Below are 19,470 nucleotides of genomic sequence, written 5' to 3' on the forward strand. Positions count from 1 at the left end.
CGCTCAAGCAGCAGCGACCCGTTCGCCATCACCGCTGACCTCGAATTGCCCCACCAGCTTCTGCAGCTTGCCGGCATCCACCTTTACCTTCTGCGCGCTGTTTTGCAGCACCACTGCGGTCTGGCGCATCTCGCTGGAGGAGTGGTTAACCTGTTCGATGGTCTTGCCGTACTCGATGCTGCGGCGATTGAGCTGCTGAATGATGGCGAACATGCCCTCCACCGCCTGATGAAGTTGCACGTTCTCCGACGACGCATCCTCGGCCAGGCGCAAACTATCATCGACATTCTGCACCCCCTCCTCCATAAAACTCACCGCCTGCTGCGTTTCGTTCTGCAGGCCTTCGACCATGTGCCGGATATCGTCGGCCGCCCGCGCGGTGCGGGCCGCCAGACTGCGCACTTCATCTGCCACCACCGCGAACCCACGGCCATGCTCGCCCGCCCGTGCCGCCTCAATGGCGGCATTTAACGCCAGTAGGTTGGTCTGGTTGGTAATGTCGCTGATCAGCCCGGTGATATTGCCAATCTGCGCCATGCGGCTGTCGAGCAGTTGCACACTGGAGGCCGAGCGGGCCACCACATCGCGAATCGATTGGGTGCCCGCCTGCACTGCCAGGTACTGCTCGCGGGCGCGGCTGACCACCTCGTCCATGGCCTGCTTCATGTGTTCGGCGCTGACCGAAGCCTGCTGCAGCTCACCGAGCTGTTCCTCCATGATGATCATCATCTGGTGCACCGCATCGGCCACCTCGACAGAGCTCACGCTCGCTTCCTGGCTGCGCCCGAGCATCATCTGGTTGGTGCTGCCAACCGTGCGGCTGGCCTTGACCACCTGCCCCACCACGGCGTCCAGGCGGTCGATGAAACTGTTGATCCAGCGCGCCATGTCGCCACTCTCGTCATTGGCCAGGGCGCCAGTGTCCAGGCGCTGGCGCAGGTTGCCCTCACCCTCGGCGATGGTACGCAGCACACCGCTCATGCCGTTCAACCTGGCCGCCAGGCGCCTTGGCCCGAGCACGCCGAACAGCAGCGTAGCACCGACCATGCTGAGGGCCTGGATGGCGTCGTTCACCCCCTGTGGCAATCCGGCGTAATGCTGCACCAGGTAATTACAGCCGAACAGCCCAACCATGGTCGCCACGTAGGGTTTCATCAGCCGGTAGCTCAGCGAACGGCGGCGATAGACCTCCTCCAAGTCGGCCTCGCACATCATGCCCCAACGGTCGAGCGACCCTGGCAACTGGAAGGTCACGCCCTTGCCGACCACCGGCACATGGCGGTAGTCCGAATAACCAGGGTAAGTCACGAACAGGTTGGCGCCACGCCGGATGGTTTCCCGCACGCCGGGGTGCAGCTCACGCGTCGCGGGGTCGGTGAAGCGCAGCTCCAGCTCGGTATGGCGCTGCACCTGCACAGTGCTCCAGGGCGTACGCACGCCACTCTTGAGGTTTTCGCCATGAGTAAACGTCCCGTCCTCAAAGCGCGAACGGGACAAGGCGGTGCCTGGTTGCACGGTCGGGTCGAAACGCGATTGCACCATAAACAGATAGTTGTCGCCCGACTCGGCATAAATATGCCCGGCCTCGCGCTGGATCAGGTCGCCCAGCACATCATTGGGGACCCGGCCACACAGGCAGCCCAGGACGTTGCCCGCGTGCCTGATCGGCTGGTAGAACATCAGCGTCACCTCATCGTGAAAACGCGACGAGGATGGGCCGATCTGCAAGGTCATCGGGTCGCTGTAGGGCCCGTGAAGAAATGGCGATTTCAGGCCATGGGCCAACGCCGCGAGCTGCTCGCTCTGCGTACTGCCACGCTTTGGCCAGGTGGATACCCTGACGTTGCCCGTGCAGTCAATCACACTCAGTTCCGAAAAATCTTCGGCCTGTGCCAGCTTGTCGAGTAATGCCGAGGGCTGAATATGAGCGAAGTCTACTGCCAGGCATTCCGCCAACTCTGCCAGGTGATCCCATTGTTCGCGCGCCCAGTTGTGCAGCAACTGCACCCGCGTCTGGGCAATGGCTTCGAACGTCTGCTCGATTTCTACATAGTTCGAACGATTGAGGCGGCACGCCCACCTCATGCTGAACTTGCCGGCTTTGCCGAACCAGGGCAGCCAGCCCCGCTCGCTCGATGACAACTGCATGGAACTACTTGAAAGCGACATTAAGTTCACCATAAGCGACACAGATATCAAAATGCCAGCAACTTCCAGGCCAACTGTAATCCAAGCTTAATACCGGGTAGTGGCTACCACTAGACGCTCACTACTGGTGCATGAGGGATGTATTCCAGGCCACTTCGCACCCTGAAGGGGCGCGGAGAGAATGAAGCGATCTTACGTGGGCGGCCAGGCTGGATCGGTGGGATGTTGACCCAAGCGCATGTTCGGCTGGCTGAAAGAAAGCCTCCGAAATGTCACGTGCTTCGACAAGCTTGCATAAAGCTACGCCGCCATGGTCTCGTTGGCGTGTTCCATGCGCTGTCTGCGACACCTCGTTTCAGACAGCACATGGGAACGCCGATCTGCTTTAGAGGTTCAGGGCCTCTGGCTGAGAGCGGCCTTACAGAAAGGCGACCGTTTTCATGTGACCATCACGCGAGGTAACTCGCAGGAAAGACCCTTCATGGTACGAAAAGCAAGCCCCGCTGCCACCTCGGACTGGGTCATACGTAGCGCTCAACCTGGCAGCGTAGAACGGATCGAAGCATGGTTCGGCAGCCATGGCTACGACCCGCATCGTCACGACACCTACTCGATCGGCCGCACCCTCGCCGGCGTGCAGAGCTTTCACTACAAGGGGGCGCTGTGCCACGGCGTACCAGGTAATACGCTCGTCCTCCACCCTGACGAAGTCCATGATGGTATGGCCGGTACGGATGCGGGCTTTCGCTACCGGATGGCCTACATCGACCCGGCGCTGATTCAAAACGTGCTCAGCGGTGAGCCATTGCCCTTCATTGCCGGCGGGCTGACCCGCGACCCGCGCCTGTACCGCGCCAGTGAAGCCTTCGTGCAGGCACTGGATCACCCACTGGAAACGCTGGAGGAGCAGGACGCCGTCTATGACCTGGCCATGGCGCTGCGTGCGGTCGGCAGCAAGCCACGCGGCCGCAAACGCCTGGACTACCGCTCGGCCGAGCGCGCCCGGGCGTTCATCATGGAACACCTTCAACAGGGCATCACCCTGGAGATGCTCGAACAGGCCAGCGGCCGCGAGCAATGGAGCTTGTCACGCGACTTCCGCGCCCTTTATGGCACCAGCCCCTACCGCTTTGTCACGCTGCGGCGCCTGGACACTGCTCGGCGGCTGATGCTGGATGGCTTCACGCTGGTCGATGCAGCACTGGCTGCGGGCTTTCACGATCAGAGCCACATGACACGGCACTTCACCCGCAGCTATGGCGTGTCGCCATTGCGCTGGCTGGAACGCTTGCGGCCTGCCCGCTGACTTGCAGGATCGTACAAGAGCGGCGTGCGTTGGGTTGGGTAGGCTGATCACCTCAACTACAGAGGATCCGTCATGTCCGACGCCAACGCGCAACGCGCATCATGCCCTGTGAACCTGACCCAGAAGGCTTCACTGATTGAACAGCAGTGGAGCCCCAGGGTGGTCGCGGAAATGAACGACTACCAGTTCAAGGTCGTGCGAATCGAAGGTGAATTCATCTGGCATTCGCACCCGGAGACCGATGAAGCGTTTCTTGTGCTTGAAGGCACCTTGCGCATCGATCTGCCAGAGGGCTGCGTTTATGTGAACCCCGGCGAATTGTATGTCGTGCCACGTGGGGTGGAACACAGGACAGCGGCGCAGGGGGAAGCGAAACTGATGATGATCGAGCCACGCGGCGTGGTGAATACCGGCCATGAAGGCGGTGAGCGGACGGCTTTGAACGACGTCTGGATTTGAGTTGATCGTCTCAATAGACGATACCGGGATGCGCGTAGAACCGCGAGCACACTATGCGTATATGGAACTAAGATCCTCAATGCTGTAGAAAATCGTGAATCCGGCGCTTTAATAGCTATCGCTTCAGAGGACCGCTATATGGGCATCCGCAGCTTAGCGAAAAACCTGCCTCCAGACCCCGCCAAAGAAGGCTGGGTGCTTGGGTGGGGCGTCCTTCGGGATAGGCATCCATGGCATTTTGTCGACGTCTATGCAGACCAGAAGACAGCCAAGGCGGAGGCGGAGCGCCTTGGTGATGGCTACGTCGTTGAGTACGGGTCACACCGCCTTGGCTCGAAGGAATTCGTATGCGGTACCACCCTGCCTGAAGGCTAACGGCAGCGGATCTGTCCGCCTGGCCAAGCATCCAGCGTGGATGGAGCGCCCGCAAAGGTGCCGCTGTGGAAATGGCACATATTCAGAAAGCCCAGCGTGGGCGTGGGCTTGTTTGGCATACGTAATCAATTTCCTTTATCAGTTCCCACTTAACGCGTTGCACGACTTCTGGATCTCATTGATTATTCTACCCACATGAAAGCCGTCACAAACAGCATGATGCACTTGAACTGCTAATGGCATGAAAATGCTCTCACCTTGCGAGTAATACTTACCAATCGTAAACATTGGCGCAAAAAAATTACTTGCATCTGCCACGTTGAAATTAAAGCTGGTAAAGCTTACCCATGGGTTCGCTGAGACGTAAAAAACGTTCTCAGCGTATTCGTGCCTAGGAAAATAGGAATGATCGCGCCCATACTTTTCTCGATCACTTGAAAACCCTTGCAGAAAGGCACCCAGATCGTCTGCATAGCAGGTCCATAGCGACGAAAAGGTCTCTGTACTTTGATGGAAAATGGTGTAACTCGGATGAACCACATCCCATAAAACCAGCTCACCGTTTTTCATTGCCATTCGAAACTCAGGAAACCTGTTCACCAGCTTGGCAATAACGTGAATCATCACCGGATAAAACTTTAGCTCTGCAGCTTTTGTGTAGGCTAGTAACGCTGTTACGTCTAGCTGCGCAGTCTGACTAAAGGTACACGCGCCCACCGTACTTAATATTTCGAAATGCTCTTTACGGGCCCAAGTCGCCACATCAACTTTCGAGTACCCAAGGGTGTTGTTTACCATTTGACACTACCCAAACATCTAAAAGGCAAACCATAACATTCCTGGATTTAGCATGCCATTCAAAGCAGCAGTAGCGTTGTGCCTTCAACGAACCGCCCCGGTCCGTTGCAGGAGCCCATGGATCGGGTCCAAAAACGACTCGGCCTGGAAGAAGGCACGGGTGAGAGCGGCGTGATTCTGGCAGGAGGCAAACCTTCGCCCCACTCACCCTGGGTACGCCCCAGTCAGGATTCACGATGTGAAACACACCTTCGGTGGCCGACTGCGGGCCGCAGGTGTAACGGAAGGGTATTGGAAGCGCTGCTCAGGCACAAGAACGGCAGCATCACCAGGCACTACTCAGGCGCGGAGATCGGGCAACTGATCGAGGCGGCCAACAAGGTGTCCGCAACAGATTCCCGTGGACCGTACTCACGATGCTGACCAGGAGGAAGGCATGAGTAAGAGGGAGTCACGCAAAAGTCACGCAAATGAAAAAGGCCAATGCTCTGAACATTGGCCTTTCCCATTGGGATTATTGGTCGGGACGGAGTGATTCGAACACTCGACCCCTTGCACCCCATGCATGACAAGCCACGGTAATGGCTTGATAACACAGGACTTCCGGCCCTGCTTTCGCTGCAACGAAGCTTCACCCGTACGGACGCATCCTGGCAAACGTCACTTCAAAAGTCATGGCCCTGGCCAGGCCTCCCCGGCACTCTGACGACCGATTCCCTTCCTTTGTATAGCTATCCACAGAGAGGCGGCTCCCTGCACTGCCCCTTGATCACCTCGACACCCCATTCCGGCAGAGGATCGTGGTAGCCGAGCAGGCCGCAGGCGTACATGTCTTCGTGCTCGTTCAGGCCATAGAGCCGAGCCGCCTCGGCAAACTCGAGCATCTCGCACAGCTGGTCGGCGTCCACTTCCCCCCGCCGGTGGGCGGCCATGGCCATCTCAGCCAGGACGGCAGCTCGGTTATCTGGATCGGTGGTCAGGGCGAACTGGTCGTTGAGCTCGTCCAGCCAGGCCCGCGGTAGTCGGCTCATCATTCTGCCTTGCACCACCACGACTGCGCGTACACCACGCCGCCGATCTCCTCGATGCCGTTTATGTTCATGCCGAGTTGGGCCATGCCGTTGACCTTGGCATCGTGCAGCCGGGGTATCACGTCAGGCCCAGGGGTCGGGTTGAATACCCAGGCCTGAGTAGCGACCCGGCCCAGTGGCTCACTGTGATTGTCGCCGAGTGGATGTCTGCCCGGAGCGGCGTGATCTTCCTGAGCTGACTGGTGGGGATGGCCACGCCATTCACGCGGCGGCGAACGAGGAGGAAATACATAGGGCACCGACACTGTACAAAAATACAGTATCTTATAGGCGAAACCTGGTACGGGGAATTGCCGATCAGCAGGTCAGTGCAATGGTGGCAAATCCTTGCCACGAGCCTTGGCTAAGACCCGGAACTGGTGGTCTGAGACCGCCTGGAACAGAGATGCAGCCAGCAGGCGGAGCCGTTCAACCTCCTCTGGTGGAGCGCTACAATCCTGAGCCTCGTGGTAGGCACGGAATGCGTCCACTGCCTGCTGGATCAGCGGCTCGCCGGCCTCAACCATTCCTACGAAAGTACGCTTGTCCATTACCATCCCCAGGCTAGTTTCCCTGCGAATATTAGCCTCTTTCGTGAAATTTGGCTGAGACACAACGCATTGCGAAGCCGTCTGTTTGGCTTCACCCCTTACTATGTTCGGGGGATGACGGTCCCGTCCCGCGCTTGATGCCACGCGGCCCCATGATGCCCCAGATAGCCAGGCCGACGATGGGCAGTGCCAGTAGTAACAGCGCCCACAGCGCTTTGGTCGCATCGGCTTTGTCACTGCGAAAGACACTGACAATGGCCCACAGATCGACAAGTAGAATGATCACCGCCACGGCGATCCAGAAATACGTCACAGGCTCGGTCATGACCGCCTCTCCTATTCCAAATGACAGGCCACGAAAATCATGGCCTCGTATAAAAGGGAAGCCTGCGTGCCGTTCAAAGTTCAGGCAGCTTTATCCGGCGTAGATGAATGGACGCCACGCACACTGAACCAACTTTGCCCGCAACACGTCCATCGCAAAACAGCACTCGGATGGCCCGCTATGTCTAAAGATCCAGTATTCGAGGCGCTTTACTACCTAAGGACTCACAATCTGGTCCTGACGACTGCCGAATCATGCACAGCTGGCGCCATGGTCTCATTGCTGGCGGCAGTACCGGGTACCGGCGAAGTACTTGAAAGCGGTTACGTCGTTTATTCGCCCAGCGCCAAAAGAAGGCTTTTAGGCGTTAGCCAACAAACCATTGAACGCTACGGGCTTACTAGCGAGGCTGTGGCCTGGGAAATGGCATTGGGTGCGTTGAAGGACAGCGACGCCACAGTTGCCATCGCCAGCACCGGTGTCGCAGGGCCGGAGCCGCAAGACGGCATTGCACCGGGCACTGTCTGCTTTGCCTGGGCCTTCGCCGGCGAGCCACATGCCGTTTTCACCCGGAGGCAGCGTTTCTTTGGTGACCGCGCAGACATCATCCGCCAGGGGGCATTGTTCGGGTTGTCACACCTGGAGCATTACCATCAACGCTGGCTGCGCGGTGAGCGCGCCTGAGGGCTAAGGCCGTGAGCGAAGACGAGCTGATCTCAAGGCATCACCCGGTCGAGGAAGACATGCCCATGCAGCGCCGTGTATGGCGCTTCGAGCGGGTTGGATGGTACTCGCTGGTGATGATCGTGTTGCTTGCCCTGGCCGGATTGTTTGGCAATGGTCCGCTCAGTGACGCCCAGGCCGTGAGTAGCGACGGCCGTGTACGGATCGAGTATCAGCGGCTCAGCCGTACAGGCAGTACCGATAAAATGCGAATCACAGTTCGCGGCCCCCCCGGGAAGCCGGTCATACTGCTGCTGGGCGGAACCTTGCTGCAGGAGGCCAGTATCGAGACCCTGCAGCCCGAGCCGCAGGTGTCGCGGTCTCATGGCGAGGCACTGCTGCTGGAACTTGGCACCAGCGAAGACGGTGTGGCCACCCTCTACCTGACGCTGCGCAGCGAGTATGTCGGCACCCTTGAAGGCAGTGTCAGAGCAGACCCGAGCAGCGCGGTAAATTTCACTACCTTCCTGTACCCCTAGGAGCGTGACATGGATTCCATCCTTCGTGCGGCAGGCATGTACGTTGTCCTGATGTTGCTGTTTCGTGTGGCTGGCAGGCGCTCGTTGGCCGACCTGACCACGTTCGACTTCGTGCTGTTGTTGATCATTGGCGAAGCGACTCAGCAGGCGTTGCTGGGTGAGGACTTTTCCTTTACCAATGCTGTTCTGGTGATTGCCACGCTGATTGTGCTGGATGTAGGTCTGTCGTTGGCCAAGTTGAATTCCAGACCTTTGGCACGTCTGCTCGACGGCCATGCAACGCTGGTGGTCGAACAGGGACGCTTTCTTCACCAACGCATGCGCCGAGCACGGCTGACCGAGGACGATATCCTCGAATCTGCACGCGACAGCCAAGGCATCGAAACCGTCGAGCAAATCAAATTCGCCATCGTCGAGCGCAATGGCAAGATCTCGATCATACCTCAGGAATGATCTGCTCTGGTTGCAGCAGGTATTCCAGCAGGCTGCTTGCACAGGCGTTAATGCCTTCCTGCACCACCATCTCGAAACCATGGGTGTTTTCTGTGGGTATGGCGATGCAGCCGGCTCGGGCGTCCGTACCGGTACTGAGCACCGCGCTTGCATCGGACGCAAAATCAACCAGCAGTGCGACTTGGGGGGTGTAACCAGCCCGGTGCGTGGCCGCGATCAGGGCCTGTACCACTTGGCGGGAGTAATAGCCCTTCTGGTCACCCGTGTTGATGATCGGGTCGGCAGACAGCCTGGTTCCGTACTCCTCCAGCACCGGACCGACCTCGACGGCAATGGTGGTATCGCCCGGCAGCCTGGACGCCGCATACATAGCGCCCGCGTTGGATTCTTCCTCCAACGTCGTCAATACGAACCACACATCCTGGCGCAATTCGCTGCGCCTTAGCTGTAGCTGATGAGCACAATGGATCACCGCAGCCAAGGGCGCGCGATCGTCAAGAAAATGCGCCGCAATGCTGTCGTGGACCTTGAACGGTTGCCGCCAATGGCGGCTCAGCACCACCCGCGTACCTGGCCGTACGCCGACTGCCTCCAACGCCTTCTTGGGTTTGCGCGTGACCACATGGAGGTCAGACCACTGCACCGCTCCAGCCAACACGTCACGCCCGCTGGCGGTCTGCCCACTGCTGTGCATCGACCCGAAAGACAGGACGCCGGGAAGCATCTGTCGATCACCCAGGATGTCCACAGGGCAGACGCCAAAGCTGATTGGCTGCGCGCCGCCGAGTGCCAGCACTTCGAGCGTGCCGTCCGGCCTGACGTTCTTTACGATCATGGCAATTTCGTCCAGGTGAGCCATGACCTTGATCGACGCGTCGGGCTTGGCATCGCCAGCGGCGCGGATCACCCCGAGCAGGTTGCCGGCGTTGTCGGTATGCACATCGTCGCAGTACGCCCCAAGCGCATCGCGACATACCGCCCGCACTTCATCTTCTTGGCCGCCTGGGCCGCGGGCCAGTAACAAGGCTTCTAGCAGCGGCATGATTTCCATGGGGCTACCTCTGTCTTTTGAAATAGCCAGGGCGACGACCCTGGCCTTGCCTGCCAGCAAGCAACGCCTCAGGCGCTGCTTGTGCCGCTGTTAGAGAATTTCTTGACATCGATAGGCAGCGCGACAAATTCGGGCCCTTGCCCTGATGGCCGCCAACGTACATTGGCAATACCGTAACGCTCCGCCATGGGCCGGCTGACCTTCTTTATCTTGTGCTGACCAAACCTGGGAATGATACCTACCCCCGCATCGCAGCTCGCCCAGTGCCAGGCTTCAGCGTTGTCCATACACTCAAGCCGGATGATGAAGGTGCGGAATTCTCCATGTAGCTCATATTCGATTACATACAGTTGCGGTCCTGCCATGGGACTCTCCTCCATTGTTCAGGCTAATGGAGCGGGCGAAAGCAAAAAAAATTCAGAAATTTTGACTGACTGGTCATTACGCGTTTCGCATTGCGATCGCGAAGGCGCTATGCCTTCGCGAAGCTCGCCATGAAGCCGGGCTAGACACCCGGTCCCAGGTCGTGGCGATCAGGACTGTTTCTTTTCCTCGACCTCAGCCAGACGCTGTTTGATGTGCTGGGTCTGTTGCGCCTGCTCCTTGATCGAGGTAGGCGTTATGACTTTGTCCACCGCCTCGGTTTCCGGCTCCGGCTGTTTGAGCACCGGGCCTGGCACCTGTTCGCCGCGTTGCGCCTGTTCAGAAGCAAGCGGCTGAGGGACCTTGTCGCCTGTGTTGTCATCGGTGCGCTTCATTGGGATTTCCTCATACTGTTGAAGTCATTTCAGAAGAACCCGAAGGCAGGCAAAAAGTTTGTTCCGTTTGCCTCAACGGCCAACTCGCCCGACGCGTCAGCGGGTTGGCCAACGCCGCACCGTGGAGCAACGCTGGAGCTTGGTAGCCCTGGTGTTTACGGTCGTGATCATCGTGCTGCTGGTGGGGCTCTCGCTGTGGATCATGTACTACGTGCATTACAACATGCAGGGTTTGTGAAATCCGATCGACCTGCGGCGCCTCATTGACGTCCAAGCACATGACCTGCTTATCACTCCAGGGCAACCAAGGAGGCTAACCGCCAATGAATGATCGACTCATCGCATTGTTCACCGACACCACCGTATTCGGTATCTCCATTCTCAATGTACTTGTAGCACTGTGCGTGGCACTGCTTACGTTTCTGGTAGCCCGCGCTGCCATCAGTTTTCTGTTGCGCCGGGTCCGGCACTGGTCCGAGCACGATGGCGCGTTGAGCCAGGTACTGGCCAAGGTGTTGTCAGGCACCAGCAACTTTTTGCTGTTCCTCGCCTCGTTGCTGGTGGGCCTGAGCATGCTCGACCTGCCGGAGCGCTGGCTGACTCGGGTCAGCAGCCTGTGGTTCGTGGTTGCCGCCTTGCAGATCGGCCTGTGGGCCAACCGCGCCATTGGCCTGGGGTTGAGCCGCTATTTCGCCCGCCACAATGCCACCGGCCTGAACCAAGGCAGTGCGTTGGCCACCCTTTCGGCCTGGGGCGCGCGGGTGCTGCTATGGTCCGTGGTGCTGCTGGCAATGCTGTCGAACCTGGGGGTGAACATCACCGCCTTTGTCGCCAGCCTGGGCGTGGGCGGCATCGCGGTAGCCTTGGCCGTGCAAAACATCCTCGGCGATCTGTTCGCCTCGCTGTCGATTGCGGTGGACAAGCCCTTCGAGGTCGGGGACTTCATCGTCATCGGCCCGCTGGCTGGCACCGTCGAGCACGTCGGCCTTAAAACCACGCGCATCCGCAGCCTCGGTGGCGAGCAGATCGTGATGGCCAACGCCAGCATGATCAGCAGCACGATCCAGAACTACAAGCGCCTGCAAGAACGGCGGATCGTGTTCGAGTTCGGCCTGTCTTATGACACGCCTACCGAGGCAGTGAAAAAGGCGCCTGCCATCGTCGAAGAAGCCATCAAGGACCAAGAGCAGGTACGCTTCGACCGCGCACATCTGCGCGGCTTCGGCAAGGAAGCGCTGGAGTTCGAATGTGTCTATATCGTCAAGGACCCAGGCTACAACCTTTACATGGACATTCAGCAAGCCATCAACTTTCGGCTGCTGGAGCGCTTCTCCGCGATAGGGGCCAAATTCGCCGTGCCGGTACGCGCAATCAAAGTTACCGCATTGCCAGAGGAAGCCAGCCGGCTGGAGCAAAGCCGCGAAGGGCGCGGCCTCAGTGGCGCTTGAAAGATGGTGTGAGGGGGTATCCGGCCCCCTCCCCGCCGGCCTGATTCAAACCGCGCCAGCATACAGATCCATCCTCAGATAAGAAGCAATGGCTCAGTGGCTGAAGGCCCCCCTGCCGGAAGGTTTTACGTTCAACCTGAGCGGGGCATTTCGGCGCTCGGCTGTCGAGCGAGCATGAGCCGTATCACGTCGTCGTTGTCGACCGGTTTGCTGAGCAGAAAACCTTGCACTTCATGGCACTGATCATCGCTGAGCAGGGCCAGTTGCTCGGCGGTTTCAACGCCCTCGGCGGTTACCGTCATGCCCATGGCATTGCCCAGATTGATGATGGCCTGAACCACGCTGCGGTCACTCGCGCTCTTGCCTAAGGATTGAACGAAACGTTTGTCGATCTTGATACTGTCGAACGGGTAAGTTCGCAGATAGCCCAGCGAAGAGTAACCGGTGCCGAAGTCATCCATGTTCAACCGAACGCCCAACTCCTTCAGCGCGTTCATGGTCTGCAAGGCCCCCTCGACGTCATTGAGCATCACGTTTTCGGTGATCTCCAGTTCCAGGCGATGGGCAGGTAACCCTGTCTGGCGCAGTGCCTCGGCGACATCGCGTACCACGTCACTACGGCTGAACTGCGCGGGTGACATGTTGACCGAGACCATGATTGCCACTGGCCAGGCCTTGGCCTTGGCGCATGCGTCGTGGATCACCCAGTTGCCCAACTGCACGATCAGGTCCGATTCTTCGGCCATAGCAATAAAGCGATCAGGGCGTAACAAACCTTGACGCGGATGCTGCCAACGCACCAGCGCTTCTACCGAGGCGACCGTTGTGCCATCGACCTTGTAGCGCGGCTGGAAATGCAACACGAGCTCATCACGGCCGATGCCTTCGCGCAATTCGCGTTCAAGCACGCGCTTTTCCAGCAGCGCCTCGTTCATCTGCGCAGAGAAGTAACGCCAGGTGTGTTTGCCAGCAGACTTGGCGCTGTACAGCGCAATGTCTGCGTATCGGATCAGGTCACTGGGGGTGCCCGGGTACTCCGCTGACAGTGCCAGCCCCAGGCTGACCCCGACCTGCACCGAATGGCCATCAGCCAGTATGGGTTGTTGCAACGACTCCACGACGCGAGCACAAAAGCGGTCCATGTCGACGCGCTGCCCGGGGCGCGAGAGCACGATGATGAATTCGTCTCCCCCCAAGCGTGCTACCAAGTCAGTGTCGCGCGTTATCTCACCCAGGCGCCTCGCCACCTCGATCAGCACAGCATCACCGGCCGGGTGGCCCAAGCTGTCATTGATGGGCTTGAAATTGTCGAGGTCCAGCAAGATCAGCGCGATGGCTTGGGGCACAGCGCCTTGCCCCGCTTGCTCCAGGAATCGAAAGAGCTTGTTGCGGTTTGGCAACCCCGTGAGGGCGTCGTGAAGCGACAGGTGTTGTATCTGTGCATGGGCGGCAACCTCGTCGGTGATATCGCTGCTGGTGCCACGAAACCCTTTGCAGACACCACGATCGAAACTTGCCCGTGCCGCAATGCGGCAAATACGCTGCTGCCCCAGGTGATCATGATACTGGCAGCGCAAGCTGCCCGTAGCGTGGCTGGCAGCCAGGCCGTGCAGCCAGTTTTCAAGCTGCGCGGTATCGCAATCGAGCAGCTCGGTAATCGGTCGATGCAGCCAAGCGTCTGCCTTGTGCCCGGTGAGTTCAGCGAACCGCGCCGACAGATAGCTCAGGTGCAAGTCGGCATCGGTTTCCCAGATCCAGTCGGATGACGCTTCGGCCACAGCCCGAAACCGCTCCTCGCTGGTCTCGAGCGCCGCTTTGGACGCCGCGAGTTGTTCATGGCTGCGGTCCATGCCCGTGCTGGCGCGGATGGCATAACGGGCAAACAGCGTCATCAATAAGCCAATGAGCACTCCCGCCAAGGTCAGCGCAGGCACCACGGTGGAAACCAGCTCACTGCCCGGGCGTTCGATGTGCCATGTCAGCGTATGACCACTGCCCTCAAGCGGCAGCGTACCCTTTGCCCCGTCCGCAGCCATGCGATCCGCGACGGCGAAGCCAGACAGGCCAGCAGCACGGCCCAAAGGCTCGAGCAGGCTGGTATCGAGACGCCGGACAAATACCAGTACCGCACGGGGCGCCGGTAGATGATGCGGCATCGAGGGTGGCTGGATTACCGCAGCCGTGTACAGTGCCGGCTGCCCACCAAATTGGAAATAGCCTGAAGTGGCTTGTTGCTTGGCAGCAACCTGCCGCGCCTGGCTGAGGATCAGGTCAGCCTGGGGGCTGTAGTGGGCGAATGATGCATCGCTCAATTGGCCATCGACCATGGCGTAGCGGCTGCCGTCATCATCGAGTACGAACACGCCCACATAACCGTCAGCGGTAAACAGCGTGGGGCCAACGTTATCTTCATCAAAAGCCCACTGCACATCCACCCCGCGGCCTAGATGGTCAAATGCAGATTGCCAGATGGCGTGGGTAAGGACATAGCTGCGCTCATTTTTTTGTAGCTGGGCCATTGCAGACTCAGCATGAAAACGGCTTTGCGCCATTTCGCGTTGATCAAGTGACCCGGCAATCCGGTAGAGAGCCCCCAACCCGACAATCAGTACCACCATCAACAGGCCGGTAAACACGACGATCAGTTGCCGGACCACGTGGCTGCGCGTCGACAGATCATTGTCAGAAATCGGGTCCATTCAGTCACCATCACCAGGGATTCTTTCCATTGACTGCCCGACCAAGAAGAACGATCGGTAAAAATGACAACCGGTGGCCTGCGCGTTGCACATGCCCACCGCGGAGGTCGGCAACCGTTGAATTGCCGAACAATCAGATGGAACAGCCAGGGCATAACGGCTGCCTAATGGAAGGCAAACCTACTGCATAGGAGCCACCCCATGGCAGCCCCCAACGAACACGACCCGTATGTCGATGTGTCCCTGAGAACCCAGGTGAACCCGCGCCCAAGCCCGACCCTGGCCAACAGGCTCCCGATTGGCCTGACGATCAGGTGCCCCCCGAAGAGCAATCCGATGGCTGATGCGCTTGGGCAATGCCCACGCCATAACCCATTGAAACCAGGCAGAGGTGTCAGCCATGATCGATAAAGCAACGGGTATGAAGCCAGGGGACCGCTATTGCGTCGAGAACGTTGAACGTGCGCATCAATTTGCAGGCTTTTTTCTGGACGGCAAGTATTATCTGGGGCCCGAGCTGCTGACCGCCGTTGGCTGGCTCGACGGTCAGCGGTTCATTTATGACAGCCTGGATGCCGAGGGCGAACCGGTTTTCCCCGATCGGGTTGCCGGTCACATTGAAAACCTCACGTTGAAGTTGGTCGACGGGACGTCACTCGAACTGTCGCGAATCGAGGCTGATGTGTCTGCTTCCAGTGTGGACGATGAATTGCCAGAGGCTGATCAAGCCTTGAGCGAGCCAAATGGCAAAACGTTCACTGGACCACTGCGTGGCAAAGTGGTGGTTATCACCGGCGCATCCAGTGGCATTGGCCGCGCTGCAGCGCATGCGTTTGCCTGCAAAGGGGCACGCCTGGTCCTCGCTGCACGCGATGAAAACGCCCTGTTCGAAGTGCTCGATGAATGCACCGAGTGCGGTACCGATGCCGTTGCGGTGACCACCGACGTTACCCAAAGCGCGGATATGCAGGCGTTGGCAGCGCGCGCCGTCGAATTCGGCAAAGGCCGCATCGATATATGGATCAACAATGCAGGGGTGGGTGCCGTGGGGCGTTTCGACCAAATACCCCTTGAAGCCCATGAGCAAGTGATTCAAACCGATCTGATCGGCTACTTGCGCGGCGCCTATGTTGCCTTGCCTTACTTCAAGGCGCAGCGAAGCGGCATCTTGATCAATACCTTGTCGCTGGGAAGCTGGGTCGCTCAACCTTATGCGGCTGCTTATTCCGCCAGCAAGTTTGGCTTGCGTGGCCTGACCGAAGCCCTGCGCGGCGAGCTCGCCGAGTTTGCAGATATTCATGTCTGCGATATCTACCCCGCCGTGATGGATACCCCAGGGTTTCGTGACGGTGGCAACTACACCGGGCATGCACTCAAGCCGCCAGGGCCAATCTATGACCCCGAGCGCGTAGCCAAGGCGATGGTGAACTGTGCGATCACACCGAGGGCATCCACGACGGTGGGGAGCGCAGCCCGCGTAGCGCACCTGGCCAGCTATATCGTTCCACGGCTTGGCCATATGGCAGGCTGGCTGGCGCGTCTCGGATTGAGCCGCAGCCCCGCCGCCGATGTTTCATCGGGAAACCTGTTCGCCCCGCCAAGCGGCGAGCGCCAGGTACATGGCGGATGGCGCGAAGGCCAGCAAAAAGCCCGCGTATTAATGGGTGTTGCCGTGTCGTTGCTGGTGGGCGCCTGCGCCTACGCGCTGCTGCGCAACCGCACTGAACGATAACGCCCATTGACCCTCGCGCGTCTTGGCCCGGCGAGACGCGTATTGCCCTGGAAAACGCCCCATGCACGCAATCCAAACCTTCCGCGCTGTCCTTCCTGTTGCCTGCAGCCTGTTTGTCTGGGGCTGCAGCAGTGTTGCCACGCAGTCCCCCGTAGAGGCACCTGGAAGGCCGGAAACCGCTGGCACCCAGCTGCTTGAAGCAGGCGCGGCGGTGCTTCAGGCCAAGCCCCCGATAGATGCCCTTAATGCCTACCTCAACGGGTTTCATTTCTATAATGGCCAGCCAGACGCACAAATGGAGGCTCATCATTACTGCGCTGTCCTCAACGAGGATGTCATTCAATGCGTGATCTACGATGGCACCACCAAAGACGCGAAGATCATGGGCGTGGAGTACATCATCGATGCCAACCTGTTCGCCAAACTGCCTGCCGCTGAAAAGCCCCTGTGGCATAGCCATGGTTATGAAGTGTCATCCGGGCAGTTGAGCGCACCCAACATCCCTGCAAGCGCCGAACACGCGTTGATGACCCGGCTGGCCCATACGTATGGCAAGACGTGGCATACATGGCATACCGATCAGGACAAGCGCCTGCCCTTGGGTGTGCCGCAATTGATGATGGGGTTCACCGCAGATGGGCAGGCCGACCCAGCCATGGTTCGGCAACGCAATCAGCGATTGCAGCTGGATACTCGCAAAAGCAAGGTCCAACGTGCGGATATACCGATCCCCCCTCTCGACCCCGCAGCCAACGGTTGGGAGCAGGGCAATATCATTCAGCTCACGGACCCGACCGGCCAGCATGTGCATAGCCCTGCAGCGTCCCCGACGCCAAACGATGCCAACAGCCGCTCAAGCCCTTGAGCCGTGTCAGGCGATCAGGGCCGGTAGCTCGCGTGCCAGCAGTGCGGCTGCAGCGGGCTTGAGCAGGGACGGTGCCAATTTGTCGCGCTGTACCCATTTACACGCCACGATCTCGTTTTGCGGCTCAGGGTGGTCTCGCTCATCGATCTGCATCGTGAAGATGTGATGAACAATATCGCCCGCACGAAGGGTACACAGCGGGACCAGGCGCTCCCTGCAAATGCCAGTTTCCTCTTGGAGTTCGCGAATGGCTGCATTCAACGGGGCCTCGTGCGGCTTGAGGCCGCCCCCTGGAAAATTCCATTTGCGCGATTTGCGGCGCACCAGCAATACCCTGGCCCCGAGAAAGCACAACACTGTTGCTCTTGATCTGAGCTTGCCTGGCTTGGACATGCCCACCTCCTTTAACCATTCTCATATTACGATGGACTGGTTCCTCACCGCGCAGGTTCAAGCCAATAGCGTGTTGACGTTGTCTAATACCTTGATGCCACAGCATTTGAGCGCAACACATTGCCGACTTTATCTTTAGTGCAACTCATCGGCAAATGTCCACATCACCCGAGACAATCGCGCCGCGCCTACCGTCCTAGTTGAACACAGACTTTCCTGTGTGCTGACATGAGGTGAAAGATCATGGCTAACAATCAAAGTAACCGTGGCAATCAAGGCGGCACTGCTCAAAACAACCCAGGCAATTTCGCAAATGATCGGGAGAAGGCGTCCGAGGCCGGGCGCAAAGGGGGGAAAGCTTCAGGCGGCAATTTCGCCAATGACCGTGAACGTGCATCCGAAGCCGGCCGCGTTGGCGGCCAGCACAGCCACGGTGGTGGTCGCAAGAGTGAATGACCTCGCGTGACCGAGGCCAGGTCAGCATGCTGACCTGGCTTCACGCTGGCATGGCTGATCAGCTCGGCTCGTTGGCGTGGGCTGATCAGTGCCCTCTCTCATCGACGCGCTGGAGCCTTGTAATTAAATAGGCACGCTCTTCTTTCCTGCGCTGCTAGATCGCAAGCTGGCACGGGACGCTTGGACCGGGCAAATGGAAGGCCCCGCGCAACAACCCGTTCAAGCAGGCAATTTACTGCATGCTTTCACCACGGTGAGCGAACGGCGCCCGTCATGCAAACTCCTTGCAGCAATCCCTGCTGGCGATTCAGCCGTGTTTTTGCAGCGCGTCTATCAATTGCGCCTTGGACATGCTCGAGCGCCCCTTGATGTTTTTGCTGCGGGCTTCCTTCATCAGGCTTTCCTTGGTCTGGGTTTGCAGCGAAGATCCCGATGTGCGTGGGTGGCCCTCTCGGGTTTTAGCTGCGCGCCTGGCCGAATCGGAGCGCGCTGTTTTCTTCTCGCTCGCCGGCGTCTGCTTGCCCGAACCGCCCTTTTTCTCTCCGCCACCGGAGTGTTTGTTGACAGTGGCCCAAGCGCGGGACTCTGCTTCATCTTTGGAAACGCCTTTGTGCTCATAGCTTTCTTCGATGTGTTCAGCTTTGCGTTTTTGCTTCTCGGTGTATTTGTCTTTGTCTCCACGGGGCATGACCGTCACTCCTGAAAGGCTCTAAGTGAACGGTTGAACACCTGCCCTTCGGCAGAGTGCCGAAAAATGGACAAACGGCTGCAGCAGGTACCTGATCCGTCGGCATCCGATTCGAGGGATATTCCGTCGCCTGTTCGCTCACTTGCATGCTCAAGCCATAGGCGGCTTATCGGTTGAAAAAATCGATGCATTAAGCGCTCACACGTAGCAGATTTTCGAACACATTCCATAGCACCCCACTGATGCGTACCAAGTCACAAGTTAAAGGGTATTCTGTGGAGAACGCCGCGATGCAGTCTGATGAAGCGAATGAACTGAAACGATGCCGAGCCCTTGCTCTTGAACAGAATCAACGGCTGCTCGGCGAGGCGCATCGACGCCTCCAGCAAGCGGAGCAAATTTTGACTCACCCCCAATTGGATGCGGAGCAGTTCGAACGCTATATACGACTGAAAGCCTCAGCGCTGCGCTGCTATGCCGACGCATCAGAACACCTCGCTGTAATCGACAGGGACTTCCCTGAGCCCCCGGCCAGCAACGACGTTGCGCACACCCTGGCGCCGGCATCGGCCGCCACGAACGACGAGCATTATCACGTGCGTACGCTCGCGTTCACCGACTGAACAAGGGCCTTCCTTACACGCCTGTTTTTTTGAGCGTCGGGCTGAACTAGACTGGCCGCTTTTGTCCTTC

The 19,470-nt window shown here is 58.8% G+C and carries 21 protein-coding genes and 4 pseudogenes; 13 read left to right on the forward strand and 12 right to left on the reverse strand.

Going from position 1 to position 19,470, the window contains the following annotated elements; genetic code table 11:
* Positions 1-3 precede the first annotated feature (3 nt).
* On the reverse strand, positions 4-2,181 hold the full coding sequence (locus DJ563_RS10550) for a methyl-accepting chemotaxis protein (RefSeq protein WP_434519459.1): 2,178 nt from the start codon (positions 2,179-2,181) through the stop codon (positions 4-6).
* Positions 2,182-2,629: 448 nt separating this feature from the next.
* Here DJ563_RS10550 and DJ563_RS10555 point away from each other — a divergent pair, with 448 nt between their 5' ends.
* The 3 genes from DJ563_RS10555 (at position 2,630) to DJ563_RS10565 (ending at position 4,288) form a co-directional block, all read left to right on the forward strand.
* Entirely contained in the window at positions 2,630-3,454 is an 825-nt protein-coding gene (locus DJ563_RS10555; RefSeq protein ID WP_434519460.1) for an AraC family transcriptional regulator, read from the forward strand.
* A gap of 72 nt (positions 3,455-3,526) precedes the next feature.
* Entirely contained in the window at positions 3,527-3,913 is a 387-nt protein-coding gene (locus DJ563_RS10560) for a cupin domain-containing protein (RefSeq protein ID WP_434519461.1), read from the forward strand.
* 138 nt (positions 3,914-4,051) lie between these two features.
* Complete coding sequence (locus DJ563_RS10565) at positions 4,052-4,288, forward strand: hypothetical protein (RefSeq protein ID WP_274099457.1); 237 nt, start codon at positions 4,052-4,054, stop codon at positions 4,286-4,288.
* A gap of 138 nt (positions 4,289-4,426) precedes the next feature.
* Here DJ563_RS10565 and catA read toward each other — a convergent pair whose 3' ends face one another.
* Positions 4,427-5,086: a type A chloramphenicol O-acetyltransferase gene (catA, locus tag DJ563_RS10570; protein WP_434519462.1), complete on the reverse strand. Its 660-nt coding sequence runs from the start codon at positions 5,084-5,086 to the stop codon at positions 4,427-4,429.
* Positions 5,087-5,219: 133 nt separating this feature from the next.
* On the opposite strand from catA, the pseudogene DJ563_RS10575 reads away from it, so the two are divergent.
* Positions 5,220-5,526: pseudogene (locus DJ563_RS10575) on the forward strand (tyrosine-type recombinase/integrase); the annotation flags it as partial.
* Between the two features lie 291 nt (positions 5,527-5,817).
* On the opposite strand, the gene DJ563_RS10580 reads toward DJ563_RS10575, so the two are convergent.
* The 4 genes and pseudogenes from DJ563_RS10580 to DJ563_RS10595 form a co-directional block, all read right to left on the reverse strand.
* Positions 5,818-6,120: a hypothetical protein gene (locus DJ563_RS10580; protein ID WP_064492736.1), complete on the reverse strand. Its 303-nt coding sequence runs from the start codon at positions 6,118-6,120 to the stop codon at positions 5,818-5,820.
* Positions 6,117-6,409: pseudogene (locus DJ563_RS10585) on the reverse strand (hypothetical protein). Before DJ563_RS10585 ends, DJ563_RS10580 begins: the two are co-directional and overlap by 4 nt.
* A 73-nt stretch (positions 6,410-6,482) precedes the next feature.
* Positions 6,483-6,707 carry a hypothetical protein gene (locus tag DJ563_RS10590; protein WP_434519463.1) on the reverse strand — a complete coding sequence of 75 codons (225 nt, stop codon included), beginning with the start codon at positions 6,705-6,707 and terminating at the stop codon, positions 6,483-6,485.
* A gap of 91 nt (positions 6,708-6,798) precedes the next feature.
* Positions 6,799-7,032: a PLDc N-terminal domain-containing protein gene (locus DJ563_RS10595; protein ID WP_064492737.1), complete on the reverse strand. Its 234-nt coding sequence runs from the start codon at positions 7,030-7,032 to the stop codon at positions 6,799-6,801.
* 180 nt (positions 7,033-7,212) lie between these two features.
* Between DJ563_RS10595 and DJ563_RS10600 the strand changes: the two genes are divergently transcribed.
* From DJ563_RS10600 to DJ563_RS10610, 3 genes are all read left to right on the forward strand, one after another.
* Positions 7,213-7,716: a CinA family protein gene (locus DJ563_RS10600; RefSeq protein WP_434519716.1), complete on the forward strand. Its 504-nt coding sequence runs from the start codon at positions 7,213-7,215 to the stop codon at positions 7,714-7,716.
* 65 nt (positions 7,717-7,781) lie between these two features.
* On the forward strand, positions 7,782-8,234 hold the full coding sequence (locus tag DJ563_RS10605; RefSeq protein WP_434519717.1) for a hypothetical protein: 453 nt from the start codon (positions 7,782-7,784) through the stop codon (positions 8,232-8,234).
* A 9-nt stretch (positions 8,235-8,243) separates the two neighbouring features.
* Complete coding sequence (locus DJ563_RS10610; protein ID WP_064492739.1) at positions 8,244-8,687, forward strand: DUF421 domain-containing protein; 444 nt, start codon at positions 8,244-8,246, stop codon at positions 8,685-8,687.
* On the opposite strand, the gene DJ563_RS10615 is transcribed toward DJ563_RS10610, so the two are convergent.
* The 3 genes from DJ563_RS10615 to DJ563_RS10625 form a co-directional block, all read right to left on the reverse strand.
* The gene (locus DJ563_RS10615) at positions 8,671-9,738 is read right to left on the reverse strand and encodes a peptidase M42 (RefSeq protein ID WP_064492740.1); all 1,068 of its coding nucleotides are present in this window, start codon (positions 9,736-9,738) and stop codon (positions 8,671-8,673) included. The two genes, DJ563_RS10610 and DJ563_RS10615, sit on opposite strands and share 17 nt — an antisense overlap.
* Before the next feature lie 68 nt (positions 9,739-9,806).
* Positions 9,807-10,103, reverse strand: coding sequence for a DUF6555 family protein (locus DJ563_RS10620; RefSeq protein WP_064492741.1), 297 nt, complete (start codon positions 10,101-10,103; stop codon positions 9,807-9,809).
* Positions 10,104-10,271: 168 nt separating this feature from the next.
* The gene (locus DJ563_RS10625) at positions 10,272-10,496 is read right to left on the reverse strand and encodes a hypothetical protein (RefSeq protein WP_064492742.1); all 225 of its coding nucleotides are present in this window, start codon (positions 10,494-10,496) and stop codon (positions 10,272-10,274) included.
* A gap of 124 nt (positions 10,497-10,620) precedes the next feature.
* Between DJ563_RS10625 and DJ563_RS10630 the strand changes: the two are divergent.
* Positions 10,621-10,734, forward strand: a pseudogene (locus DJ563_RS10630) (cytochrome o ubiquinol oxidase subunit IV); the annotation flags it as partial.
* Between the two features lie 85 nt (positions 10,735-10,819).
* A complete protein-coding gene (locus DJ563_RS10635; RefSeq protein WP_434519464.1) occupies positions 10,820-11,944 on the forward strand; it encodes a mechanosensitive ion channel family protein in 1,125 nt (374 codons plus the stop codon).
* Between the two features lie 131 nt (positions 11,945-12,075).
* On the opposite strand, the gene DJ563_RS10640 is transcribed toward DJ563_RS10635, so the two are convergent.
* Positions 12,076-14,643 (reverse strand): bifunctional diguanylate cyclase/phosphodiesterase, encoded by a 2,568-nt coding sequence (locus DJ563_RS10640; protein WP_434519465.1) that lies wholly within the window; start codon positions 14,641-14,643, stop codon positions 12,076-12,078.
* Between the two features lie 400 nt (positions 14,644-15,043).
* Here DJ563_RS10640 and DJ563_RS10645 point away from each other — a divergent pair, with 400 nt between their 5' ends.
* Both DJ563_RS10645 and DJ563_RS10650 read left to right on the forward strand, forming a co-directional pair.
* Positions 15,044-16,375 carry an SDR family oxidoreductase gene (locus DJ563_RS10645; protein ID WP_434519466.1) on the forward strand — a complete coding sequence of 444 codons (1,332 nt, stop codon included), beginning with the start codon at positions 15,044-15,046 and terminating at the stop codon, positions 16,373-16,375.
* 61 nt (positions 16,376-16,436) lie between these two features.
* Complete coding sequence (locus DJ563_RS10650) at positions 16,437-17,240, forward strand: OBAP family protein (protein ID WP_172286880.1); 804 nt, start codon at positions 16,437-16,439, stop codon at positions 17,238-17,240.
* Between the two features lie 6 nt (positions 17,241-17,246).
* Here the strand turns inward: DJ563_RS10650 and DJ563_RS10655 are convergent, their stop codons facing one another.
* Positions 17,247-17,633: an NUDIX domain-containing protein gene (locus DJ563_RS10655; RefSeq protein ID WP_172286879.1), complete on the reverse strand. Its 387-nt coding sequence runs from the start codon at positions 17,631-17,633 to the stop codon at positions 17,247-17,249.
* Between the two features lie 267 nt (positions 17,634-17,900).
* Here DJ563_RS10655 and DJ563_RS10660 point away from each other — a divergent pair.
* Positions 17,901-18,089 (forward strand): annotated as a pseudogene (locus DJ563_RS10660) (general stress protein); the annotation flags it as partial.
* Between the two features lie 307 nt (positions 18,090-18,396).
* On the opposite strand, the gene DJ563_RS10665 reads toward DJ563_RS10660, so the two are convergent.
* Positions 18,397-18,777, reverse strand: coding sequence for a termination factor Rho (locus DJ563_RS10665; RefSeq protein WP_172286878.1), 381 nt, complete (start codon positions 18,775-18,777; stop codon positions 18,397-18,399).
* A gap of 290 nt (positions 18,778-19,067) precedes the next feature.
* Here DJ563_RS10665 and DJ563_RS10670 point away from each other — a divergent pair, with 290 nt between their 5' ends.
* Positions 19,068-19,400 carry a hypothetical protein gene (locus DJ563_RS10670; protein ID WP_172288889.1) on the forward strand — a complete coding sequence of 111 codons (333 nt, stop codon included), beginning with the start codon at positions 19,068-19,070 and terminating at the stop codon, positions 19,398-19,400.
* The last annotated feature ends 70 nt before the right edge of the window (positions 19,401-19,470 follow it).

Origin of the sequence: Pseudomonas sp. NFX1 (assembly GCF_051123555.1) — a bacterium.
Classification (GTDB): domain Bacteria; phylum Pseudomonadota; class Gammaproteobacteria; order Pseudomonadales; family Pseudomonadaceae; genus Aquipseudomonas; species Aquipseudomonas capeferrum.